Annotated in this window: 19 protein-coding genes and 1 riboswitch; of the genes, 7 read left to right on the top strand and 12 right to left on the bottom strand. The window is 38.0% G+C overall.

Annotation, left to right across the window (positions count from 1 at the left end; all coding sequences use genetic code 11):
- Nucleotides 1-28: 28 nt before the first annotated feature.
- A complete protein-coding gene (locus tag AC4G3K_RS15120) occupies nt 29-2,410 on the top strand; it encodes a polyprenyl synthetase family protein (RefSeq protein ID WP_491133886.1) in 2,382 nt (793 codons plus the stop codon).
- Nucleotides 2,411-2,490: 80 nt separating this feature from the next.
- Here the strand turns inward: AC4G3K_RS15120 and AC4G3K_RS15125 are convergent, their stop codons facing one another.
- From AC4G3K_RS15125 to exaC, 3 genes are all read right to left on the bottom strand, one after another.
- On the bottom strand, nt 2,491-3,984 hold the full coding sequence (locus AC4G3K_RS15125; protein WP_491133827.1) for a peptide MFS transporter: 1,494 nt from the start codon (nt 3,982-3,984) through the stop codon (nt 2,491-2,493).
- Nucleotides 3,985-4,200: 216 nt separating this feature from the next.
- Nucleotides 4,201-4,569 (bottom strand): DUF779 domain-containing protein, encoded by a 369-nt coding sequence (locus AC4G3K_RS15130; RefSeq protein ID WP_491133828.1) that lies wholly within the window; start codon nt 4,567-4,569, stop codon nt 4,201-4,203.
- A gap of 20 nt (nt 4,570-4,589) precedes the next feature.
- On the bottom strand, nt 4,590-6,110 hold the full coding sequence (exaC, locus tag AC4G3K_RS15135) for an acetaldehyde dehydrogenase ExaC (RefSeq protein WP_491133829.1): 1,521 nt from the start codon (nt 6,108-6,110) through the stop codon (nt 4,590-4,592).
- A 322-nt stretch (nt 6,111-6,432) separates the two neighbouring features.
- Here exaC and rbsK point away from each other — a divergent pair, with 322 nt between their 5' ends.
- Both rbsK and adhP read left to right on the top strand, forming a co-directional pair.
- The gene (gene rbsK, locus AC4G3K_RS15140) at nt 6,433-7,359 is read left to right on the top strand and encodes a ribokinase (protein WP_491133830.1); all 927 of its coding nucleotides are present in this window, start codon (nt 6,433-6,435) and stop codon (nt 7,357-7,359) included.
- Between the two features lie 415 nt (nt 7,360-7,774).
- Nucleotides 7,775-8,800, top strand: a complete 1,026-nt coding sequence (gene adhP / locus AC4G3K_RS15145; RefSeq protein WP_491133831.1) for an alcohol dehydrogenase AdhP — start codon at nt 7,775-7,777, stop codon at nt 8,798-8,800.
- Between the two features lie 480 nt (nt 8,801-9,280).
- Here the strand turns inward: adhP and AC4G3K_RS15150 are convergent, their stop codons facing one another.
- Together AC4G3K_RS15150 and AC4G3K_RS15155 are read right to left on the bottom strand one after the other, a co-directional pair.
- Complete coding sequence (locus AC4G3K_RS15150; protein ID WP_491077861.1) at nt 9,281-10,630, bottom strand: amino acid permease; 1,350 nt, start codon at nt 10,628-10,630, stop codon at nt 9,281-9,283.
- Nucleotides 10,631-10,802: 172 nt separating this feature from the next.
- Nucleotides 10,803-10,880: riboswitch (glycine riboswitch) on the bottom strand.
- 499 nt (nt 10,881-11,379) lie between these two features.
- Nucleotides 11,380-12,291 carry a DMT family transporter gene (locus AC4G3K_RS15155; RefSeq protein WP_491077862.1) on the bottom strand — a complete coding sequence of 304 codons (912 nt, stop codon included), beginning with the start codon at nt 12,289-12,291 and terminating at the stop codon, nt 11,380-11,382.
- A 409-nt stretch (nt 12,292-12,700) separates the two neighbouring features.
- Between AC4G3K_RS15155 and AC4G3K_RS15160 the strand changes: the two genes are divergently transcribed.
- Nucleotides 12,701-14,518, top strand: a complete 1,818-nt coding sequence (locus tag AC4G3K_RS15160) for a carbon starvation CstA family protein (protein ID WP_491077863.1) — start codon at nt 12,701-12,703, stop codon at nt 14,516-14,518.
- Nucleotides 14,519-14,906: 388 nt separating this feature from the next.
- Entirely contained in the window at nt 14,907-15,779 is an 873-nt protein-coding gene (locus AC4G3K_RS15165) for a TRM11 family SAM-dependent methyltransferase (protein ID WP_491077973.1), read from the top strand.
- Between the two features lie 50 nt (nt 15,780-15,829).
- Here the strand turns inward: AC4G3K_RS15165 and AC4G3K_RS15170 are convergent, their stop codons facing one another.
- From AC4G3K_RS15170 to qoxA, 7 genes are all read right to left on the bottom strand, one after another.
- Complete coding sequence (locus AC4G3K_RS15170; RefSeq protein ID WP_491133832.1) at nt 15,830-17,263, bottom strand: DHA2 family efflux MFS transporter permease subunit; 1,434 nt, start codon at nt 17,261-17,263, stop codon at nt 15,830-15,832.
- A gap of 78 nt (nt 17,264-17,341) precedes the next feature.
- Nucleotides 17,342-17,899, bottom strand: a complete 558-nt coding sequence (locus AC4G3K_RS15175) for a TetR/AcrR family transcriptional regulator (RefSeq protein ID WP_491133887.1) — start codon at nt 17,897-17,899, stop codon at nt 17,342-17,344.
- Between the two features lie 259 nt (nt 17,900-18,158).
- The gene (locus AC4G3K_RS15180; protein WP_491133833.1) at nt 18,159-18,467 is read right to left on the bottom strand and encodes a DUF2628 domain-containing protein; all 309 of its coding nucleotides are present in this window, start codon (nt 18,465-18,467) and stop codon (nt 18,159-18,161) included.
- 262 nt (nt 18,468-18,729) lie between these two features.
- Entirely contained in the window at nt 18,730-19,011 is a 282-nt protein-coding gene (gene qoxD, locus AC4G3K_RS15185) for a cytochrome aa3 quinol oxidase subunit IV (protein ID WP_491077866.1), read from the bottom strand.
- A 1-nt stretch (nt 19,012) separates the two neighbouring features.
- Nucleotides 19,013-19,609, bottom strand: coding sequence for a cytochrome aa3 quinol oxidase subunit III (gene qoxC / locus AC4G3K_RS15190; RefSeq protein ID WP_491077867.1), 597 nt, complete (start codon nt 19,607-19,609; stop codon nt 19,013-19,015).
- Nucleotides 19,606-21,552, bottom strand: coding sequence for a cytochrome aa3 quinol oxidase subunit I (gene qoxB / locus AC4G3K_RS15195; protein ID WP_491133834.1), 1,947 nt, complete (start codon nt 21,550-21,552; stop codon nt 19,606-19,608). Before qoxB ends, qoxC begins: the two co-directional genes overlap by 4 nt.
- Before the next feature lie 33 nt (nt 21,553-21,585).
- A complete protein-coding gene (gene qoxA, locus AC4G3K_RS15200; RefSeq protein ID WP_491133835.1) occupies nt 21,586-22,524 on the bottom strand; it encodes a cytochrome aa3 quinol oxidase subunit II in 939 nt (312 codons plus the stop codon).
- Between the two features lie 409 nt (nt 22,525-22,933).
- Here qoxA and AC4G3K_RS15205 point away from each other — a divergent pair, with 409 nt between their 5' ends.
- Entirely contained in the window at nt 22,934-23,524 is a 591-nt protein-coding gene (locus AC4G3K_RS15205; protein ID WP_491133836.1) for a class I SAM-dependent methyltransferase, read from the top strand.
- Between the two features lie 306 nt (nt 23,525-23,830).
- A complete protein-coding gene (locus tag AC4G3K_RS15210) occupies nt 23,831-24,286 on the top strand; it encodes a nucleoside deaminase (RefSeq protein WP_491077871.1) in 456 nt (151 codons plus the stop codon).
- Nucleotides 24,287-24,962 lie beyond the last annotated feature (676 nt).

A 24,962-nucleotide genomic window follows, 5' to 3' on the forward strand; every position in this document is an offset into this window, starting at 1 on the left:
AAAAGAAAATAAGAGGTAGATTTTGCGTATGAATGAAAAGGAAATAATAAATGCTGATGAATGTTATGCCAGAGATGAGCAGAGGGCCAGACAGTATTTCGAATCTCTGCATGCACAGGTCAAATCAAAGAACTATATTGACGTACTAACGAAAGATATTCAATCATGGAAGCAGAACCATATTCGTCATCGATCCTTAGTTTCCCTTTTTTCGCTTAAGAATAGAAAACCAACAAACAAGGAGTATCATCAGTACTTACGATGGTTGAATAAGAGTGGGAAACTGGAGCCATATCTTCATCGGAGTATCTCATATATTTATCTGAGAGATTTGGGTAAAGCCTTGGACTTGCCTGAAACACAAAATAAAATCAAACAAGTTGTGGATAAGCTGATTTCTCAATTGATTCAAGATAAAACCGGTGAAGTTGGCGAAATCGATCTGTTTAGTATGCCTGGTATGTACAGATGGGGTCAAAAAGAGCAGATTGAATCTACAGTCATCTGGTTGTTTGACAGATTAAAGAAAGTTGCTTCCTCTATACCGAATGGGATGGATGCCGAGAATGCACAGCGTAAATTGATCAAGATCATAGGCGGAGTTATGATGCATGTTATGGAAGAGATGAGCCCTGATATTTCTCCGGAAGAACGGGCACAAAAGCTTGATGAAGCAATCCGATTAGGGTATTCCTATGGTCTGACCTATCCGTTTATTGATGATTTACTGGATGCGAGCATATTATCTATTCAGGAGAAAAAACAGTTTTCAGATATCATAAGAACAACGCTCATTAGTGGGAGAGTCCCAGCAATAGACGAGTGGTGCGGTAAAAATGAAACGCTCATTCGGTTTATTCACTCAGAACTTAAAGAAGCTTTTCAGTTTATTAAAGCTAGCCAAAGGCCAGAAACGATAAGTGTATTTTTTGAACAGGCCTATGTGTTTTTTCATTCACAGGAAGTGGACCGAGTTAAAGAATTAACAAATGAACAGTATACAAATGAAGAACTATTCATTCCAATCATCTTAAAATCTTCTTCCTCACGATTGATTGTTCGTTCTGTTATTAGTGCCGCGGAGGATGAGGGATTTAATAAACGCACATTTTATTATGGAATCTATAATCAATTGGCCGATGATTTTGCTGATTTGTTCGATGATATGGAGGCAGGGGCGGTTACTCCATATACCTATTATTTAACCTATTATGATAAGCGTTCTGATCTTATCAATCCATTTGAATTATATTGGACAGTCATTTTTAATTTAATTCACCATGTGTATGAGTCTGATCCAAATGCCTGTGAAGTAATATTGGATCGAGCGATTAATGGCTTAAAAAGGAATAAAGAACGATTGGGAACTAAAAAATATAATGAACTAATGAATCTGTTAACGGCTGATATGCCAGCATTCAATCATCTCATCCAAAAGATGGTTCAGAAAGCGGATGATGTAGATTTCTTTGATAAACTGCTTCGTGACCATATCCTTACCAATTTGAAAAAGGATCGTAAGGAAGAAAGTGATTTTGTTAACATAATAAAAACTGTTCGACAGGAGATTAATCAGATTCTGTCTGTTCATAAAGAGGAAACGGATTCTTTGATGAAGGATCCTATTGTTGATGCGGCAAATTACAGTCTCGAAGGTGATGGAAAAAGGTTAAGGCCAATTGTGACTTGGATGATGGGGGTAAGGGAATATGGATTAAATCCTATTGCCATTGTACCGCTCCTGAAATCCTTAGAATATATGCATACCGCGTCCCTTATCCTTGATGATCTGCCGTCACAGGATAATGCGCCTATTCGCAGAGGGCGTGAAACTTTGCATGAGGTTTATAACGCAGGTATTGCTGAGATAACCTCTGTTTATCTTATCCAATGTGCTATGAAGGAGCAAGCATCATTAAGGCAGTTTAATTCAGAGTCTGTCCTTCACTTGATTCAGTATTCATCCCAAGTAGCTATGGATATGTGCAGAGGGCAGGCAATGGATTTGGAGTCTAAGGGAAAAACGTTGACATTAGAAGAATTGAACACTCTCGCCTTTTACAAAACAGGAATAGCTTTTGAGGCTTCATTAATTATGCCTGCCATTCTTGCTCAAGCAGAGGAATCCGAAATGGAATCGATAAAAAAATTCGCACGTCATGCCGGGATTGCCTTTCAAATTAAGGATGACTTACTTGATATAGAAGGGGATGACCATTTACTTGGAAAACCTGTCGGACAGGATAAAGAAAATAAAAATTCAACGTTTGTATCTGTCCTCGGCAGGGAGGGTGCTCGCAAAGTAATGTGGGATCATTACTGCTATGCTATGGAAGCTATTGTACAGATTTCACCAAAGAGTTCATTTTTAAAGCATTTAATGAATTATATGGTGAACAGACAGCGCTGAGTGATTGTCTGTTCGCTGCCTTTTAGATTAAAACATAAAAAATGACCTCAGCAAAGTAGCTGAGGTCATTTCATTATTACTTATTTAACGCCTTTCATATATCTTTGGATAATTGGTGAAATCAAGTAGATAATGATTGCGCAAAGAATAGCGAATCCACCGATTGATCCAAAGTAAAGGAGTTCCGTTTCTGTACTATAAAGTTTTACAAGTTGTGCATTAATAGCCTGTGCAACTGCACTTGCCAGGAACCAGAGGCTCATCGTTTGAGAAGAGAAAGCTGCCGGTGCTAGTTTGGTAGTGGCAGATAAGCCAACAGGAGATAAACAAAGCTCTCCAAGTGTAACGATTAGGTAGCTTAATATGAGCCAATAAGGACTGACAAGTGAGTCACCACCACTCAGGTAACCAGGGACCAGCATGACAATAAATGATAAACCCGCTAATAGTAACCCGATGGAGAATTTTTTGGAAGTTGAAGGCTGTCTATCCCCAAGCTTCATCCATAACCAGGCTGCAACTGGTGCAAATATGATAACGAAAAGAGCAGGCATAGCCTGGAGCACACCAGGTGCAATTTTAAAGCCCAATAAAGTTAAATTAGTTCGTTCTAACGCATAGATATTTAAAAGATTAGAGCCTTGTTCATAAATAGCCCAGAAGACAACAGCTGACAGGAATAAAGGAATATAAGCGAGCAATCTAGAACGCTCGTCAACAGTTGTTTTTGAACTTTTGTACATCCATACAAAGTAAACGATAGGTATAATGACTGCCAAAATGGTTACGAGTAAGACAAATCGATCAATGGTTAACCAACCGATTGTAATCAGAGCATAGAAAAGAGCGATTAATAGAGCGATTACCACACCGAAATAAAGAGAAAACTTCTTTTTGCCTTCCGGGCTTAATGGGTTAGGTGGCTGTGTTCCGATCGTTCCTAGATTTTTCTTCTTTGTAATAACAAATACGATTAGTCCAAGAAACATCCCTACAGCGGCAGCTGAAAATCCAGCATGATAGCTATCATAATGTCCGCGTAATCCTTCAACAATAAATGGTGCAATAAAGGCACCTAAATTGATTCCCATATAGAAAATACTGAATCCTGAATCGCGACGAAGGTCATCTTTTGTATATAAGTCGCCAACGACGCTCGAAATATTTGGTTTTAATAGTCCGGTACCAATGATGATCAGGAACATACTGGCAAAAAAGGCTTCAGCACCAAGTGGCAATGCCAGAACAACATGACCAAACATAATGAAAACTCCACCGTAGAATACGGTCCTGCTTGTCCCAAGCAGTCGGTCTGCAACCCATCCGCCGATAATACCGGATAGATAGACTAAAGATCCGTAAATGGCAGCTATGGACATGGCAGTGGATTGGTCAAATCCTAGTCCACCCTTGCTAACTTCAGCGTATAGGTAGAGGACCAGAATGGCCCGCATGCCGTAGTATGAAAAACGTTCCCAAAATTCTGTGAAAAACAGTGTGAAAAGTCCCTTTGGATGACCGAAGAAACCAGTAGTAGGAATACCTGGAACACCCAGTTGTTTTTTATTATTCAAAAAATTCCCTCTCCTTTTACATGATGTACTATAATTTTATTTTACATTGACCAAAAAATCAAAATTGAAAGACTATATGTCGATTTATTTAATCATAATCTAATATAAAACTACTAGAGATCTAAAAAAAATCTTTAGGAATATAAGTCTAAAGAAACATTTCTATATAAAAACTGCCCTTAAAAGTCATTGGATAACTTTTAAGGGCAGCTTGATTCAAACTTCTGTTTGATTTTTTAAATCAGCGTATTCTTCTTCTGAGAAAATACGAGACTGCGTAATGAAATGACGCTCTTCTACACTATCAAGTGAAAAGCTTGCGCCTCTTCCATCAGTGGCGTCAATGATTAATTGAGTATGCTTCCAGTACTCATATTGCGATTTGTGTATATGAAATGGGCAATCTCCAATAGAACCCAAGTAAATGTCTGAATCCCCTATTTTAAAGTCGCCTTCCTTATAGCACATCGGAGCCGATCCATCACAACAGCCACCGGATTGATAAAACATAATCGAGCCGTGGGTTCTCTTTAATGATTCTATTAATTGAAGTGCTTCTTCGGTTGCTACGACACGTTCTACCATTTAAGAGATAACCTCACTTTTTAGAAAAAACCTTGAGCGTTTTTATCATAGCTTACTAACAAACATTTAGTTTGTTGGTAATGATCTAGCATCATAGCGTGGTTTTCACGACCGATACCGGATAATTTATAACCGCCAAACGCAGCACCTGCTGGATACTGGTGATAAGTATTTGTCCAAACACGACCGGCTTGAATGGCACGGCCGGCGCGGTAAGCAAGATCTCCGCTGCGGGACCAAACACCGGCACCTAATCCATATAGTGTATCATTTGCGATTTCCATCGCTTCATCAAAATCTTTAAAAGTAGTCACGCCAAGAACCGGACCAAAAATTTCTTCTTGGAATATACGCATTTTGTTATGACCTTTGAAAACAGTTGGCTTAATATAGTTACCATTTTGAAGACCTTCACCGAGGTCATTTTCTTCTCCCCCGATTAAACATTCAGCGCCTTCTTCTTTACCGAGTTTAATGTAGGATAAGATTTTTTCTTTTTGTTCATTAGAGGCTTGCGCACCCATCATGACTTCTGTATCAAGTGGGTTCCCAATTTTGATGGCTTTCACTCGCTCTAAAGCACGTTCCATAAATTTATCATAGATGGATTCCTGGATTAAAGCACGTGAAGGACATGTACAAATTTCGCCGGAGTTTAGCGCAAACATAACTAGACCTTCGATTGCTTTATTTAAAAATTCATCATCTTGATCCATCACGTCTTCGAAGAAGACATTAGGTGATTTACCACCAAGCTCCAATGTGACAGGGATGATATTTTCAGTGGCATACTGCATAATTTGACGTCCAACAGCTGTAGAACCTGTAAAGGCGATTTTTGCAATACGTGGGTTAGTTGCAAGTGGTTTACCAACTTCCACACCGAAACCATTTACAACATTAAGGACACCTGCTGGTAGTAAATCTTGAATTAATTCAATGAGTACCATAATGGAGGCAGGAGTTTGTTCAGCAGGTTTTAATACGATACAGTTGCCCGCTGCCAAGGCCGGAGCGATTTTCCATACAGCCATTAGAATCGGGAAATTCCAAGGAATGATTTGTCCCACTACCCCAAGTGGTTCCTGGAAGTGGTAAGCTACTGTATCATTGTCTAATTGAGTAGTTCTTCCTTCCTGTGTACGAATGGCACTTGCAAAATATCGGAAGTGATCGATTGCCAAAGGAATATCCGCATTCAATGTTTCACGCACTGCTTTCCCGTTATCCCAAGTTTCAGCTATAGCAATCTTTTCTAAGTTTTCTTCTAAACGATCAGCAATTTTATTTAATAAACGAGCACGTTCAGCAGTAGAAGTTTTCCCCCAAGCTTCTTTAGCTGCATGTGCTGCATCTAATGCCAATTCAATATCTTCTGCAGAAGAACGAGCGGCTTTCGTAAAGACTTCTCCTGTTACTGGAGATTTATTCTCAAAATACTGACCTTTAACCGGTGCAACCCATTTACCTCCGATAAAGTTATCGTATTTTTCTTTGAAATGGACAACTGCCCCATCCGTATTAGGATTTGCATAAATCATGTTAACTTCTCCCCTTTGTTCGTATTGAAAATTCGTAGATGTAAGGTTTTTGATGCTATTTTGGTATAAAAATAATCATCAAGTAAACGTTTACTTTTCTATTATTCGACTAATTCAAGGAAATTTCAAATAATATGACTGTGATTATAGGAGAAATGCATGTATATGAGAAAGATGAAATAAGGGAATATTATTGTGAACATAGAAAAAATAGTTATTCTTACAGTTTCATCTACCAAAATAATCCTTTAGTATTATATTATAGTTGAAAAATTAGTATATAGAATCTTCTCTGTGAGGAAAAAATAAGGAGGAAAAAATAATGGGAATTGCAGTTATTGGATCGAATATGGTCGATCTTATCTCATATATTGATCGAATGCCAAAAGAGGGAGAAACCCTGGAGGCTCCGGATTTTGAAATGGGTTGTGGAGGGAAAGGTGCCAATCAGGCTGTAGCGGCAGCAAAACTGGGCTCAAAGGTAATGATGGTAACAAAAGTAGGAGATGACATCTTTGCAGATAATACCATTCATAACCTTGAGCGATATGGAATTGATACAGAGTTTACGAAGGTGGTTCCGGGAACCTCCAGTGGGGTTGCACCAATCTTTGTTGACCCGGATTCCAAAAATCGTATTTTAATTATAAAAGGGGCTAATCAATACCTTTTACCAGAGGATGTGGATAAAGCAAAAGAAAAGCTGAAGACATGTTCTTTGATTGTTCTTCAATTGGAAATTCCGCTCGAGACTGTTTATCGTGCTATAGAAATTGGGAACGAGCTTGGGATTCCTGTTATCCTGAACCCAGCACCAGCTACAAAAAAATTGGACTATAGTTATGTATGTAAATGTGACTTTTTCGTTCCGAATGAAAGTGAACTCGAGATTTTAACAGGTCTGCCTGTTTCAACGATTGAACAAATTGAAGCTGCTGCAGCCAGCCTGGTAGAGGAAGGGGTTAAAAACGTCATTGTAACGATGGGGAGCCGTGGTGTGATGTGGGTCACCAATAATGGGGCACATATTGTGGATTCATATAGGGTTGATGCAATTGACACTACGGGAGCTGGAGACGCGTTTATCGGCTGTTTTGCCCACTATTATGAACAGAATGGCAATGTTGTTCAAGCGATTAATATGGCCACCGCCTTTGCAGCATTAAGTGTCACAAAACGCGGTACTCAGAACTCTTATCCAAGTATTGATGAAGTTAATCTGTTTTTGAGTAAAAGGAAGGAATCATAAGCAGGATTCTAACTGTAAGTTCATATGGCTGCGAGCCCATTGCGCAGAGGTCATTCTTATCGCTAGTCTTAGAGTAAGCTATTTAAAAGCATAAAATTGGAGAGCTATTATTTAACTTATAAAAAATCAAATTAGAAATATACGATTATTTTAAAAAGGACCGACACAATAAACAAACTCAGGAAGTTAGACTTTTCAACTCTGACTTCCTGAGTTTAATAATCAGAGTTATTGTAAGTTCGGAACTGCTCATATTTCATATTTTATAAATTTAACTGATAGTTCAAAATGTATTTAATATAATAATCTGATTATATTAAATTATTCAATATGTATTGCTTTTGTGAATAGACACAATTATAATAAGTATGTGAAACATTGAGCAATCTAATATACATACGGAGGATTGATTGGAATGAAAGCAGCTGTAGTGAGTGCAAAGAATCCTGGTAAAGTGGAAATTGTTGAAAAGGAATTACCTAAATTACAACCTGGTCAAGCTTTAGTTGATGTAGAATATTGCGGAGTATGTCATACAGATTTGCATGTAGCAAAAGGTGATTTTGGTGAAGTTCCGGGAAGAATTCCTGGGCATGAAGGAATCGGTATTGTAAAAGAAATTGCAGACGATGTGACAAGTTTAAAAGTAGGAGATCGTGTCAGCATTGCCTGGTTCTATAAAGGATGCGGAACTTGCGAATACTGTGTGACAGGAAATGAAACCTTCTGCCGCAGCGTACAAAATGCTGGCTTCACAGTTGATGGAGCGATGGCTGAACAATGTATCGTCGATGCGGACTATGCGGTTAAAGTACCTGAAGGGTTAGATCCGGCACAAGCAAGCAGTATTACTTGCGCAGGTGTAACTTGCTACAAAGCGATCAAAGTTTCTGATATTAAACCAGGTCAATGGATTGCTATCTTTGGCTGTGGTGGCTTAGGTAACCTTGCTATCCAATATGCAAAAAATGTATTCAATGCAAAAGTAATTGCGGTGGATATTAATGATGATAAATTGGCATTATCTAAAGAAGTGGGAGCAGACCTTGTATGTAACCCATTAACTGATGGTGATGCAGGTGAGTGGATCCAAGAAAAAGTTGGCGGAGCTCATGCTGCTGTCGTGACAGCTGTTTCCAAAGTTGCCTTTAACCAAGCTGTAAACTCTGTACGTGCCACTGCTAAAGTTGTTGCAGTAGGATTACCTCCTGAAACAATGGATTTGGCTATTGTGAAAACCGTATTGGATGGTATTCAAATCGTTGGATCCTTAGTAGGTACACGTAAAGATTTAGAAGAAGCATTCCAATTTGGAGCAGAGGGCAAAGTAGTGCCAATCGTAGAAACAAGATGCCTGCATGAAGTAAATGATATTTTTGAAGAAATGGAAGCAGGTAAGATCCAAGGCCGTATGGTCATCGATATGCACAAACATGAATAATTCCAATCAATATCCTTTTATACAATAAAATTTTGGCAGCCTTACATTCCATTCATTCGGATGTAAGGCTGCTTTTTTTATACTTTTTATTGGATTTAAGAGGGCTTAGTACATAGAAAACGTATTTAACATCCTGGTTTGATTTTAAGTGAAGAAGTTGTATATGAGGGGGATATCGTTCAAAAAATCACTATTTTTGATATAAATCATGCCATTCTGGAATTTGATTTTAATTCATTTTTAGATACAGTGGATCTCGATCCTTTCACAGCGATTATACCGCAGAATAAGGAGCAACTGGAGATTGATAAATAAAGGAAATAGATCTTTAAACTATTTTAACTGAGTTTGGTATCGTGCCGGGCTCAATTTTCATTAAGTCACTGACTGCTGGTCGTTCATACAGTGTATATGATAAAAAATGCACTCTAATTGTTTGATCATACTTAACAATTAGAGTGCATTATTATTAATGAGCTATTATCTTGATCTCTTCTTTTTCTGAAAGTTATATAAAGCAATCAATAAGATAAACCATAATGGTGTCAACAACATGGATAAACGTGTTTCTGCAGCAAAGAGCATCACGATTAATATGAAAGCAAACATACCGAGTATCACGTAATTTATAACTGGTGTTAATGGAGCTTTAAATGTAGTTGAAGCTCTTAAATCAGGCCTTGTTTTGACATATCTAATATGGGAAATCAAAATAATGCTCCATACCCAAATGAAACAGATAGCGCTGATTGTTGTAACGATTGTAAAAGCCTGCTCTGGTATCAGCTTACTAAGCAGTGCACCTATTGAAACTACAATTGTAGAAGTAAATAATGCATGACTAGGTACATGATGTTTATTTAATTTAGAAAAATTTTCAGGCGCTTCTTTGTTATTGCTTAAATTGTAAAGAATACGGCTGGTTGAGAATAGTCCGCTGTTTGAAGCAGAGGCTGCAGATGTTAAGACAACAAAGTTAATGATACCCGCTGCCATTGGAATACCGATTAAGGCAAATACCCCCACAAATGGACTGCTTGTTGCACTTAATTGATCCCAAGGGTTTATGCATAAAATTACAAATAAAGCACCTACATAAAACAGCAAGATCCGAACGGGTATTTTGTTGATAGCAGATGGAATGTTCTTTCGCGGATTAGCTGTTTCAGCAGCTGATACACCAATAAGTTCAACTCCTACAAAGGAGAAGACAACCATTTGCAGAGATAGTAAGAATCCCGATATTCCATTCGGGAACATGCCGCCATGATTCCAAAGATTAGAAATAGAAACAGTTCCGCTATCCGTTTCAAAACCAATCACAAGGAGTACAATTCCTATGATAATAAGTGCAACAATAGTGACGACCTTTATAATGGCAAACCAGAATTCTAACTCACCAAAGAGTTTGACGGTCAAAAGATTTAATCCTAAAAGAATCACTAAACAGATGATGGCAGGTACCCATTGTGGGATATCAAACCAGTATTGTGTATATAACCCAACAGCGATAATATCAGCCATGGCCGTCATAATCCAGCAGAACCAATACGTCCATCCAGTTACAAATCCGGCCCAGGGGCCAAGATATTCAGCAGCAAAATCTATGAAGGACGTATAGCCTGAATTGGATAAAAGTAATTCTCCTAAGGCTCTCATCACAAAAAATAAAGCAATCCCTATAATCAAATAAGAAAAAATAATGGAAGGGCCGGCTAAATGTATCGATTTTCCGGAACCTAAAAATAAGCCGGTACCAATAGTACCCCCTATTGCAATTAGTTGTACATGACGATTTTTCAAGTCTCTTTTTAACTCTTGTTTAGCCAAGTTGCATGCCCCCGTTTATTCTTAGATGTCTAAAACAGGCACCTAGTAAAATAGATAATTGTCATACTTTCTCTTTATTTAGATGCAATGTCCCACCTCACGATTGATGATTGGACAATAAAAAAAGAGATTGGTAGTCTCCAATCTCTAAAAGGGCTAGAATAACAAAAATCGTTACCTTTCTGTCCTTTTGCCTGAGATTGTGAATCCTTCGGCGCTGTAAATATACAGTCTCTCCAGAAGCTGCTCCCGCTATAGTTTTATCCACAGCGATCAATGCATGCTATATTAAATTTTTAATAAAATTTCAGAAAAATGATATGACAAAAATGCTATCACTAAATTAATATGTTGTCAAACGTATTGCAGGTAGTTGTTTAATCTGATGAAACCGTGATTATAGAGGATGTTGTAAAGTAAACTTCAAAGGCCATTCCAAAATAAAAACTATGTAAAAATAAAATATAGGTAAATTGCCTTTAAAGCTTTATATAAGGAAAAAAGAAGGGGATGGATTGTGTCTATTAAATAGAATGAGACTTTGTATTACCAAAGGATGAAACGAATTAATTAGATACAAAACAAGGGATTTGAAATCAAAAGAGAATACTACCAGATTCATAGGAAGAGCGGTTGAATACTTTTCTTTTTATGGTTAAGGGAAGGAAGGCATAACAAAAAGACCAAATCAATGAAGATTTGGTCCTTGATATGCTCGTACAAGAACGGAATTACATACTTTTTTAAATCTACAATTCATCCGCAATTCCAAGCAGGATAATACCGAAAATGACAAATGCGATGATCATGTATTGTTTTTTTGTCAGCTTCTCTTTTAGGAAGATTCGTGACAGGATGACTGAAAAGATACTGTAAGATGCAATTAAAGGTGCCGCGATAATGGCATTTCCTGATGACAAGGCAAAAACATAGAAGAATTGCCCAACCGTTTCCAAAATAGCTGCGATACCTTTATCCCGTTCTTTAAATACATGGAAGGATTCCTTCTTGATAAAACGCAGATAGATAAAGGATACAGCTGCGCAGATGAAAAAGGTATATTCATAAGCTAATAACGCTGAATTTTCGCTGATTAATTTTAATTCATCCAGATAGATGGCATCCGCAAAGGTACCAAGCCCATCAATAATACAATATAAAATCGGGAAGATGATGGCCAAAAAACCGATTTGATATTTTTTATCGATATGCTCAGAATTCAGTAGACGTGCTTCATCTTCTGCTCTTTTTTCCAGAACGGCAATTCCGACAATCCCTAGAGTGATGATGATAATCCCGAGTACTTCCAGGATACTCAGCTCATGAGTGAAAAAGATGAAAAGCAGAATACTTGTTACGGCACCTGATGAATTCTGTATCGGTGAAGCGATGGACAATTCAATATAGCGCAAACCAATATATCCAAATGCCATGGATAGGATGTATAAAGCAGATACAGGCAAATATTTAATCATATCCATTGGATTAAACTGTATATCTTTTATAATCATATAGGCAGTTGCATGAATTCCCATTACAAGACCAACCATGATTATAATTTTTATATGGCTGTACTTGTCATTGCTATCTGTTCCTTTTTTGTAAAATAGGTCAGCACCGCCCCAGGCTAATGCTGTTAGAAGTGAAAAAATAAACCACATAATGATTCTCCTTGTTGAAGATTTTCTATATTAGAACTGTTGATGTTTAATAGGCTTGCAGAACTCCGAGTAAGTGACAACCAGGAAAGGTTTGGTTTTCTGAAAGAAACTTGACTGATGTCGCTAAAGGGAGAGGAGTGCTAAGTATTCTTGAACATTAACAGAGTCATAGAGTCAAGAATATAATTTCATACTAAAGCATGTCAAGGCTTTTAAAGATAAAATCGTACCCAATGAATTTGCCTCATTAAGAAAGGGCTTTCTTTTTATTTTTCTCAAATTTTACAATATAATGAAAATGTTAGCAGACGATTTATTAGAGGATGGAAAGATTGAATACATGGGAGGGTGGCATTGGTTAGAATTAGTCTCAATTAATAGATACATAAAAAGAGGAGGGAATAGTAAAATGAATGCAATTACTATAGTGATTGGTTCTATCTGCATCCTTTTAATCGCCTACCGTCTGTATGGGACGTTTATGGCAAACAAAGTTTTGAAGTTATCTGATGATACGCCAACACCAGCAGAAAAATTTGAGGATGGGCAGGACTATGTGCCGACCAATAAATGGGTTGTATTTGGACATCATTTTGCAGCCATTGCTGCTGCCGGACCATTGGTTGGTCCAATTCTGGCAGCTCAGTTTGGTTATTTACCTGGATTGATTTGGTTACTTGTTGGAGCGGTAATCGGAGGAGCTGTTCATGATACAGTTGTTCTTTTTGCCTCTATGCGCCGGGATGGTAAATCATTATCTGAGGTAGCCAAAGAAGAACTTGGACCTGTAGCAGGATTTTGTACGGGCTTGGCCATGCTATTCATTATTACGATTACGATGGCAGGTTTGTCATTGGTTGTACTTGGAGCACTGGAAAGAAACCCATGGGGGACATTTGCAGTAGGGATTACAATACCGATTGCGATGTTAGTGGGAATCTATCATAAGAAAACAGGAAACTTAAAAATTCCTACGACAGTTGGTTTTATCTTAATTATGGCTGCTATTTTCTTTGGACCTCAAATTCAGGGGACGTGGTTGGGCGATTTCTTAACACTTGAAAAAAGCACTCTTGCTATTATTTTACCAGTCTATGCATTTTTCGCCGCAGCTCTTCCTGTTTGGCTATTGCTTGCACCACGTGATTATTTAAGTACATTTATGAAAATTGGCGTTTTCGCCGCACTCATCATTGGCGTATTTATTGTTAACCCTTCTGTTGAGTTCCCGGCCATTATTCCTGACTTCATAAATGGGGGCGGTCCAATTGTGGCCGGTCCGGTTTGGCCGTTTATATCGATTACGATAGCTTGTGGAGCGATCTCGGGATTCCATGCTTTTGTTGGGTCAGGAACCACACCTAAAATGGTTAGCCGTTGGAGGGATATCAAAGGTATAGCTTTTGGTGCAATGTTAGTAGAATGTTTGGTAGCCATTATGGCATTAATTGCAGCTGTTGCTCTTCAGCCTGGCGATTATTTTGCAATTAATTCTACTCCTGAAGTCTATTCTACATTAGGAATGGAAACAGTCCATTTAAATAGATTGGAAGAAGCAGTAGATATGGACTTGGAAGGAAGAACAGGTGGTGCAGTAACCCTTGCTGTCGGTATGACAGAAATCTTTACCAGTGTACCATTCTTCCAAAACCTGGCTTCCTACTTCTATCAATTTGTAATCCTGTTCGAAGCGGTATTTATTTTAACGGCGATTGATTCAGGAACCAGGGTTGCCCGTTATCTCATCCAGGATTTCTTTGGAGACTTTATCAAACCGCTTAAGCGAACAGATTCTGTCGGAGCTAATATTTTTGCTAGTGCACTGGCCTGCTTTATTTGGGGATATCTATTATTCTCTGGAGATATCAGTTCCGTCTGGGCTCTGTTTGGGGTTTCCAACCAATTGATGGCCTCCATAGGATTGATAGTAGGAGCCACCGTTGTTTTGAAAATCGCAGAGAAACGCTGGTATATGCTAACTTGTTTAATTCCATTGGCCTATCTATATGTAACGGTTAATGTCGGGGGATACTGGATGATTAAGAATGTATATTTAAATCCAGATGCCGGTGGATATAATGTCTTAAATGGTATTCTATCTATTATCATGCTTGGATTGGGTCTCGTCATTATGGTGGCTTCCATCATTAAATGGATTAATCTATCCAAAATTCCACAAGCAAAGTTGATCAAGCAATCAGAGAAGGAACTGCATCATCATATGTAAAATTAGAACAGGTAGAGGAACAAATAGTTTTCTCTACCTGTTTTTTTATATGTTTTAAAAGAAATAAATCATTAAAGCGTGGGGGATTTCTGGCAATGCTACATGCTTCTGTATACCAGGAGCACAGCTGATCTTTACATCCAATGGCTTAAGGGTTACTTACACCTCATGATTCATAATCTACTTCAATAATCATTTTTAAGATTACTTCAAGTGATGTATATGCATTACTATATGTATGATATTTTCGTTTCCTATTAAAATACTTTATAATAAGCCTGTTAATCTATTTAAGTGATTGTTCTAAAGAATATAAGGAATAGGATTGGTGAAGCCAATTTATATCTATACGTATGGATGCAGTTCAGAGGATGAACCTCTATGTAAAATGGAATTCAGGGCACTGTTTAATTCGAATCCTGAAAATCTCGTATTTAAAAGTCCAAAAAAAATCAATCCAAGCAGAAGCCCCTTTATCAGGGAAAGAATAGAGATTCTCATTGAAGGGGACAGTTTGGAGACGATTTATCAGAAGGCAGGCGAGTTATCCTTCCCTGATCAGACATTTAAAACGATATTTGTGAAAACGAATGATTTAGAAGATAAAGTAAGCTTCATTCGTCGAAGAGAGATTGAACGTGAAATAGGATTGCAAATCCAGGCTGAAGCTAATTTGGAAAAGCCGGATATTGTTCTCGGCATCATTACTTGCGGTGGTAAATGGTATGTAGGGATTTATGAAAAAAATGAAGCGGTTTGGTTGCATCATCAAAAGAAACCACGTGAGTATTCGACAGCTCTCAGTACTAGAATGGCAAGGGCAGTTGTTAATATTGCGATTCCCAATCCAGATGGTATCAAAGCGATTGACCCATGCTGTGGCATTGGAAATGTATTGGTAGAGGCCCTATCAATGGGAATTACGATTTGTGGACGTGATATCAAGCCCTTGCCAGCTATCGGAGCCAGGGAAAATGTAGCTCATTTTGGATATAGCTGTGATATTAAAATAGGTGCAATTGAGGAAATTACGGAGCACTATGATGCAGCTATCGTTGATTTACCCTATAATTTATGCCATACAGCGACTTCTGAAGAACAATTATCGATTTTAAAGCATGCAAATCGCATCGCAGACAGGGTAGTAGTTGTGACAGGGGAACGGATCGATAGCATGATGAAGGAAGCTGGATTAAGCATACAGGACCGATGTGAAGCGAAAAAGACAGGATTTACGAGAGAGATTTTATTATGTTTTTAGATTTATAAAATAAGAGGATGGCAAATGCCATCCTCTTATTTTATTCACTTTTAAACATCCACGCGTTTGATGAAGAAGGATACTACCAATCCAATAATGGAGGCAATAAACGCAAATAGAAAGGCGTTTTGCACACCTGCTGTCATAGCTTCAGAGACAGCTAGTGGATTAGTAGGATCTGCAGTAGCCATATAGCTTGCCTGACTAGCTGACATGATGCTGACAGCAACTGCGGTTCCAATCGCTCCTGCAATTTGCTGAAGGGTATTCATGACGGCAGCTCCATCAGGATAAAATTGTCTTGGCAATTGGTTTAATCCGTTTGTTTGCGAAGGCATCATAATCATGGCAACTCCGATAAACATGCATGTGTGCATGATGATGACCGTTAATTGTGTAGTTTCGGTTGATATGTTTGTAAATAAGTAAGTAAATATTGTTGTTAAGACAAAACCGGGAATAACCAAGTATTTTGGTCCGAAAGTATCAAATAATTTTCCCGTAATTGGTGACATAATTCCATTTACGATACCGCCAGGCAATAAGACAAGGCCTGCTGCAAGAGCTGGCAATAACAGTCCGCCCTTTAGGTACATAGGCAATAAAATCGCTGAGGATAAAATGATCATCATCCCCAGGAATACCATTAAAAGTCCAATGGAGAACATAGGGAACTTAAATACGCGTAAATTAAGCATTGGCTGTTTCATTTTAAACTGGCGGAAAGAAAATAGGATAAGGCTGAGTGCTCCAACAATGATCGGTACAAGTACACCCGGGTCGCTCCATGAACCAGCCCCCTCTCCGGCACTGCTAAATCCAAAGACGATTCCTCCAAAACCAATGGATGACAGAATAATGGAGAGAATATCTATTTTTGGTTTCGTGATTGTTGATACGTTCTGCATATAAATGAGACCAAATATGAACGTAAAGATAAGTAAAGGTAAGCACATCCAGAAAATCGCTTGCCAGCTCAGGCTATCTACGATCAATCCTGAAAGAGTTGGACCGACAGCGGGTGCACACATAATGACAAGCCCCATCATCCCCATAATTGTTCCTCGTCTATGAGGCGGGTATATAACCATAATAACGTTTGTCATTAACGGTAGTAAGAGACCTGTTCCTATAGCCTGAATGACACGGGCTAATAGAAGAATGGCAAAGGTAGGTGCCATAGCTCCTACTAATGTTCCTACGATTGAAAAAATGAGGGATGCGCTAAATAGTTGCTTCGTAGTAAACCATTGGAGCAGTAATGCTGTTATAGGCACAAGAATCCCCAGTACAAGTAAATACCCGGTTGTTAACCACTGAACGACATGGGGACCAATGTGAAAGTCATCCATAATGTTTGTAAAAGCCATATTTAAGGCCGTTTCACTAAAGAGTCCAATAAAAGCCCCAATCATAATAGCAATCACGATTGGAAGTGGCTTAATTTGTTTGTTTTCTAAATTTGCAGCTTGATAATTGCTCAAATAGTATTCTCCTTTCATTATGTAAATTACTAGACCAGTCTATATAATAAGCTGTTAAGGATCTACATCTTTGTCTGCTTATTTCTTTATTATATCGGGCAGACATTTAGAGATGTTTAGTAAAGGTTGGCCATTTAAATTTGTTAGCGAGCGGGTGATGGCTCCTTCAATCATTGAATTAACCAGCAGACTTAGACGGTATGCTTTTTCTGGTTCAAAGCCATCTTGAATCATTTTGTCATAATAAAGTGTTTCCCACCCTTCAAATGCAGCCTTGCACGCTTTGCGTAAAGGTTCGCTCATTAAGGATGTTTCTGCTGCCAATAGTCCAATTGGTAACCCTTCAAGTAGGTCATATTCATTGAAATGTTGAGCTATTTTTTCAATATGATATTGTAATGCCTCCAAAGCATCACCATACTGATTCATTGCCAGCTTAATATCATCTTCAATTTGAACGGCCATTCTGTTGACTGCTTCCACGGCCAGTTGCTCTTTACCATCCGGAAAATGATAATATAAAGATCCTTTAGGTGCACCGCTTTCCTTCAGGATTTGATTTAAGCCTGTCGCATGATATCCCTGTATATTAAAAAGGCGAGTAGCTGCCTCTAAAATTTTTTGACGCGAATCCATTTTTGCACTCACATGGAATCCCTCTTTTCGAATATAATGACTGGTCTATATATGAGCAGCTGTTTTATTCTATTAGGTGGCATTATTTTTGTCAATCACTCGTTGCAGATTTATTTTTTTGTGAGCTTAGATGGATAGCAAGAGTGGTTGAGGTGATCAATAGGTTTTTCCAATGAAAATAGAGGAGTGGGTGAAACGTTAAAGAAATGGTCCCTTAAGCCAAAGACAAAACTTTGAGCTATTTGGGACCATCATAACTTTAAGCGGCTAACAGCTGTTTTTTTATCAATATTTCCCGATCTGCAGCATAAACAGGGCGGTAGCCGTTGGTAAGTAGGTTTTTTATATAGATTTTATTATAGATAAAGGCAAATACAGTGCTTGTTAGCAGTGCGCCTAATCCAAGTGCAAAAAGATTAATCGTGATGGATATTAAAAGCATAATCGTAGCCCATTTATAATCCTTGCGCAGTAATGCAGGGAAAATTCCAAAAAATAGAGTGGTCCAGCTGAAGCCAAGCTTCGTCTCTTTTATGATGCCTTCTTTATTTATTAGAGATATTTTCATACAATCACTCCTGTGTCATATAGTTCCATCATAAAAGAATTTTTTAAATGAATACATGGTAGTTTATAGAAGCATGCTTGGTGTTGGCATGCAATCTAGAAAACGAAGATTATTTCTACTGATTCATTATCATTTATTTATGATAAAGAAAACCAACAAGGAAGACGGGGAAGGAATGGGTTCTCTGACTAAAGCAAACTCGTAAATAGAAAAACGGACAGAGAGAATAAACTCACTGTCCGTTTCATTTAGGTTTTGTATTTCACCAATCCCAAAGCAAGACGAACATGGAACCGAAGATGGTAACTGCGGCTACAAATAATGCATAAAGGATATTGGTATAAAGTGTCCTTCTTTCCTTAGATTCATTGATATGCATGAATAGGAAAAGTTGTAAACTTGCTTGAAGGCAAGCAGTGATAAGCAAAATAGCCATTTTAATTCCGAATGATACATCCAGGAAAAGAACTAATAATGCTGCCACTGTCAGAGCGATGGATGATAAAAATCCAATGATATGCTCTTTAGGGAATAACTTAGCCATTTTACATCAGTCCTTTCAGGTAGACGAAGCTGAAGATGAAAATCCAGACAACGTCCAGGAAGTGCCAGTACAGAGAAAAAATAAATGCTTTGTTAGCTGTAAGGTGATTGATCCCGCGTCTGCTTACTTGAATCAGAATTGCAATTCCCCATAGAATCCCACCAGTTACGTGAGCCCCGTGTGTTCCAAGCAATGTAAGCAATGCGGACGTAAAGCCACTTGTTTGGATGGATGCTCCTTCGTGTACATAATGGAAGAACTCGTAAATCTCAATACCTAGGAAAGCTAATCCTAGGACAAGCGTAATCGAGAACATAACCATCATTGCTTTTTTCATGCCCATACGCATAGCGTGAATAGCAATTCCAATCGTAAAGCTACTTGCCAAAAGAATAAACGTTTCAGCTAAAACTCCCCCAAGAGCGAAGATATCGCTCCCGGCAGGTCCGTCTCCCGTACGATTTTCAAGTACTAAGTAGACAGTAAACAGTGTAGCAAATAAGACAATCTCGGCTCCAAGGAAAATCCAGAAGCCCAATATTTTAAGCTGATTTTGTTCAGTGCTATATTCCAGTGGTTGAGAGGCATCTATTTTCATTTTGTCTCACCTCGCAATTTTCTTTCTTCTTCTTCAATTTCTTCAACAGATATATGGAATCCATGATCATCGTTGAAGGAACGTGCAAACATTAAATAGATAATTGGAAGTGCCGTGATAATCGCCGGAATCCACATACTGAATACCATGAAGAATCCCCAGAAGAAGAAGCATACAGCCATGAGAAACGGCTTAAAGTCACTATTTGGCATGTGTATTTCTTCAATTTTCCGTGTAAACAGATTATGTGTACCTTTTTTATGATCCCACCAGGAATCTACAGAGTCTACTTCCGGTGTGATGGCAAAGTTATAGGCAGGAACAGGAGTTTTTGTTGCCCATTCCAGTGTACGGCCACCCCATGGATCTGCGTCTCCTGCTAATCTTGGAGCATAACGGAAGCTCCAGTAGAAGCTATAAACAAGAACGATGAAACCAATTGCTAAACCAGCAGCACCTATTGATGCGATAAGGTTCAAAGGTCCATACCCAGTTTCTTCAGAGTACGTATACATTCTACGGTTCATTCCTTTAAGTCCCAATGCGAATAGAGGGAGGAATGTAACGTTGAATGAAATAGAGATAATCCAGAATGCTATTTTTCCTAATTTCTCGTCTAATTTGAAACCAAATATTTTAGGGAACCAGAAGTACATGCCCGCCAGTACGCCAAACACGGTACCTGGTATTAAAACATAGTGGAAATGGGCTACAAGGAACATCGTATTATGGTATTGATAATCCGCACTTGCCATTGCCAGCATAACACCTGTCACTCCACCAAAGGTGAAGATTGGTATAAAAGCAAGGGCGTAAAGCATTGGTGTGGTGATTTCAATTTTCCCTTTATACATCGTAAGAAGCCAGTTAAATATCTTAACCCCTGTCGGTACAGCAATTAACATCGTTGTAATCGAGAAGAAGCTATTTGCCATTGCTCCCTGACCCATTGTATAGAAATGGTGAACCCATACAGTAAAGGATAGGGCAGAGATGGCAAGCATACTGAATACCATCGATTTATAGCCATACAGATTTTTCCTTGAAAATGTTGAAATAACTTCACTGAATATACCAAAAGCAGGAAGAATAACGATATATACTTCAGGATGGCCCCAAACCCAGAATAGATTGGCCCACAGCATATCCATTCCGCCATCTTGCATAGTGAAAAATTGTGTGAAAAACAAACGGTCAAACATCATCAACGCTAGAGCTACTGTTAGAACAGGGAAAGCAAAAACGATAATGATGCTAGTGATTAAAATAGACCAAGTGAACATTGGCATTTTCCACATTGTCATACCAGGTGCTCTCATTTTTAAAATCGTAACGATAAAGTTAACACCAGTCAGCAGTGTTCCAATACCGGCAATCTGAATCGCAATACTGTAATAGTTATTCCCAACAGTTGGGCTGAATTCAATACCTGCAAGCGGGAAATAGGCTGACCAGCCGGCATCCGGTGATCCACCAATAACGAAAGAGATATTAAATAGCATTGCTCCGGCAAAGAATAACCAGAAGCTGATTGCGTTTAAATAAGGAAAAGCAACGTCACGTGCACCAATTTGAAGAGGCACAACAATATTCATTAAACCGATAATAAAAGGCATAGCCATAAACAAAATCATAACAACACCATGCGTTGTAAATATTTCGTTATAATGCTGTGCATCAAGCAAGCCATTTTCAGGCTTAGCCAACTGCCCACGCATTAATAAGCCATCGACACCGCCACGGAATAACATAACTAAAGCACAGAGAATATACATAACCCCAATACGTTTATGATCAACAGTGGTAAGCCATTCATCCTTAAGCCAGCGCCATTTCTTAAAATAAGTCAAGCCGATAACGATAGCCAGGGACACAGCGACAATACTGACCATTGCGCCATAGATTAACGGGCCACCGTGTACTAAAAATTTATCCAAATCCAAGGTTGCAACTCCTTTCTTGTAGAAAGCTTTATTTTAATGATTTGAATGATCTTCGTGTTCTGAATTACCTTTTTCTGTATCTTCATCAAAGGTGTTGTCTGCTTCATTACTCTCATTTGATGGAGATGGTTCAGAACCAGAACCATGATGATGTCCTTCAGGTGGAGGACTGAAATCCAAGTGAGTGGAAGAATAAGATTCTCTGCCGACGTGTGCAGTATCGAGCAGTTTTTCAAATTTTTCTTCTGTTAATTTATCTTCATTTGTTTTTACATCGTTAACCCATTCTTCGAAATCTTCCTGAGTCATAGATAATGCTTCAAAATCCATATGGGCATATCCTTCTCCACTGAAGTTTGCATTTCTACCCATCATGGAAGCTGGTGTTTCAGCTACGAAGTTTAATTTTGTTACCATGTCACTCATGGCATATTTCTGCCCGCCAAGCTGCGGAATCCAGAAACTTGTAATTGGTCCGTATGAATATAGACGAAATTCTACGACTCTATCAACTGGGATATTTACATAATTAACCGTCTCAATGTCTTGTTCCGGATAACTGAAATGCCATTTCCAGTTTGAAGAAGAAGCGTAGATGACAAGTGGTTTTTGATCTTCATAGCCTTTGGGTTTACTTTCCACTTCAAATGTAGTTTTAACTGTAACTACTGCTAAAATGGCTACAATGATAATCGGTATTACGGTCCATGTTATTTCGAGCGCTTTGCTGCCTTCCATATGAGGAGGCTCGTAATCTTTTGGAGTTTTGGATGCACGGTATTTATATAAAATAACGATAAAAAGTACATAGACTGTTATTACAACGGCGGCCATCATCGCCATTGAGAAAAGAATGGCATTGGATTGCGTTTTCGCTACAGGACCGTTTGTGTCAAATACAACCCAGTCACATCCGGCTAGCAATAGAATAGACGCCATCATGGAACTCAAAAGTGCCCATTTTTTATTCATATTTTTCCCCTTCCTAATGTAGTAAGTAAGTTTAAGCTATGTAAGGGAAATTCATGTAAATTTGCACACTGGAATAGTTATTATTTCCCTTGCGTGTAGCTATTTAGGTATAATTCTTACATTTTCCATACCCCTGATTTTCAATATAATAACTGAATTTCAAAATTACAAATATATGAAACTAAAAGAAGACATGGAAATCTTCAATTTTGACAAAGTTGTGAACAAATTAACATTTAATTATATTGTTAGAATAAATTGTAAAAATATATACTTAAAAGTGGAGATTTAGGCGAATACTGGGTTATTAAATTTAAAGATGTCTATTATATAGAAAAAGACTTTCGAACAGTATCGAAAAGGCTTAAACTAATGGATAAAGGTAGACAAGAAAAATGGGAGTTAGATAATGAAAGAAAAAGAATACGATGATTTATTACATATAAATACGGTCGGTAATCAAGCTGGTTTTTATCGTTCCTTTCATTACCATAGATATGAACCAACGCCGTATTGGATTTTGGAAAGATTATTGGATGAGTATGACATTAAATACAACGATCATGTCGTGGATTTTGGATGTGGAAAGGGGAGGCTGAATTTCTTTATCCACCACAAAACGGGGGCCTATGTAAGTGGGATAGAAATGAATGAACAATTTATTAATGAAGCTGAGGAAAATCTCAAGAACTATCCTTACAAAGGGAAAGAGCGTATTAAGTTTTACTGTTGTCTGGCTGAGGAGTATGAAGTTCAGCCAACCGATAATAAATTCTATTTTTTTAATCCTTTTACGATACAAATTTTCCGTCAGGTCCTTAATCGTATTCTATTATCCGTTGAAGAGACATACCGTGAAGTGAATCTGATATTGTATTATCCATCTGAAGATTATATCTACTATCTAGATAATCAAACGGCATTTGAACTGTATAAAGAGATTGTACTAACAGAAGAGAATCCGTTTGAAAGAATTCTAATCTACCGGCTTGCTTATTAATTGGAGTATAGGCATTTCAAGTGGAGAAGCCTTTATATACATTTAGTTCGGGTAATATAAGAAAAGTATGTGAAGCGGTATCCTCGAAGGAGATTGGAGAATAAATAAAGCTATATCTCAGCTGAAAAGAGTCGGGGTTCAATCAGAACTTGGAGCACCCAGGCTCTTTTTCTCGATAAAGCAATAAAGTATTTTGATCAGGGGATATCTGGAATATTAATCGTCATGTGATACTATAGATCTAAAGTAGAAAACAGACATAAAATACGACATCCTTAGATAAACCAATTATTGGGGGTTAGACGTATGAATCCATATATGAAAGCCGCTGTAGAAGAAGCATACGAAGGAATTAAGCAAGGGCATGGCGGACCGTTTGGAGCTGTCATAGTCAAGGATGGAACGATTATTGGTAAGGGCCATAACAGGGTGATTAAGGAGCTTGACCCAACCATGCATGGAGAAATTGTTGCCATTAAAGATGCATGCCGTCAGATAAATCACTTTGATTTATCTGGAGCAGAGCTTTATACAACGGCTGAACCTTGTCCAATGTGTTTAGGGGCCGTACTTTGGGCCGGCATAACGAAGGTTTATTATGGATGCGATCGATTAGATACGGATAAGATCGGTTTCAGAGATGATATTTTTTATAAAATGATTGATGGGAAGCTATCGTATGATTTGCTCCAAGTGGATCATAAAGAATGTGATGAACTATTCAAAGCATATCAAGTAATGGGGAATAGGGTGTCCTATTAAGCTATGTATAATTATGTGAAAAATCATCGATAATCATGGAAAGCGAAATTGCTGGAAATTACTTCTCCGACTGATTAAGTAAAGGTTTATACTTCGACGGTGACAATTTGGTAGGGAGCAGGTAACAATCTGCTCCCTTTTATTAATTTAAAAAGAATTATGGTAGGGGTACTTTCTGCGATAGCCCACGTGTATTTGAGCAACTGTCACCAAATCCTGTTAATTATCCATCCAAGTGGTGCAACGTTCTTTCCTCATTATTTAATTCTTTAGCTAAGCGTGTGAGAATTGTCCCCCTTCTACCAGTGGTCTAGCAATCTCCATTCAATACTCCTAATCATAGTGTTTCTGTTCCATATGAACACGTAATTTAGTTATTTAAAAATAACTGCAATGCTTGTAACAAGCTTGTAGTATTAGTAAAGAATTCACTGTTATTTACATGCTGTCAATAGTTATTTTATAGGATAAAAGTGGCGGTTTTACAAAAAGAGGGACTTGATTATCATAATTTGGTAAAAATAGTATGATAAGTGGGTTTATTGATATATCAATATATTAAGATAGATATCTCCTATTTGAGAAGGATATCTATTATCCTATCTTTACTTGTCTGGTAGTTTATGGTTCAAATATTACAAAAAACTCATGTTACGATATGGTTGTCGATTGAACA

Source organism: Bacillus sp. z26 (assembly GCF_058313635.1).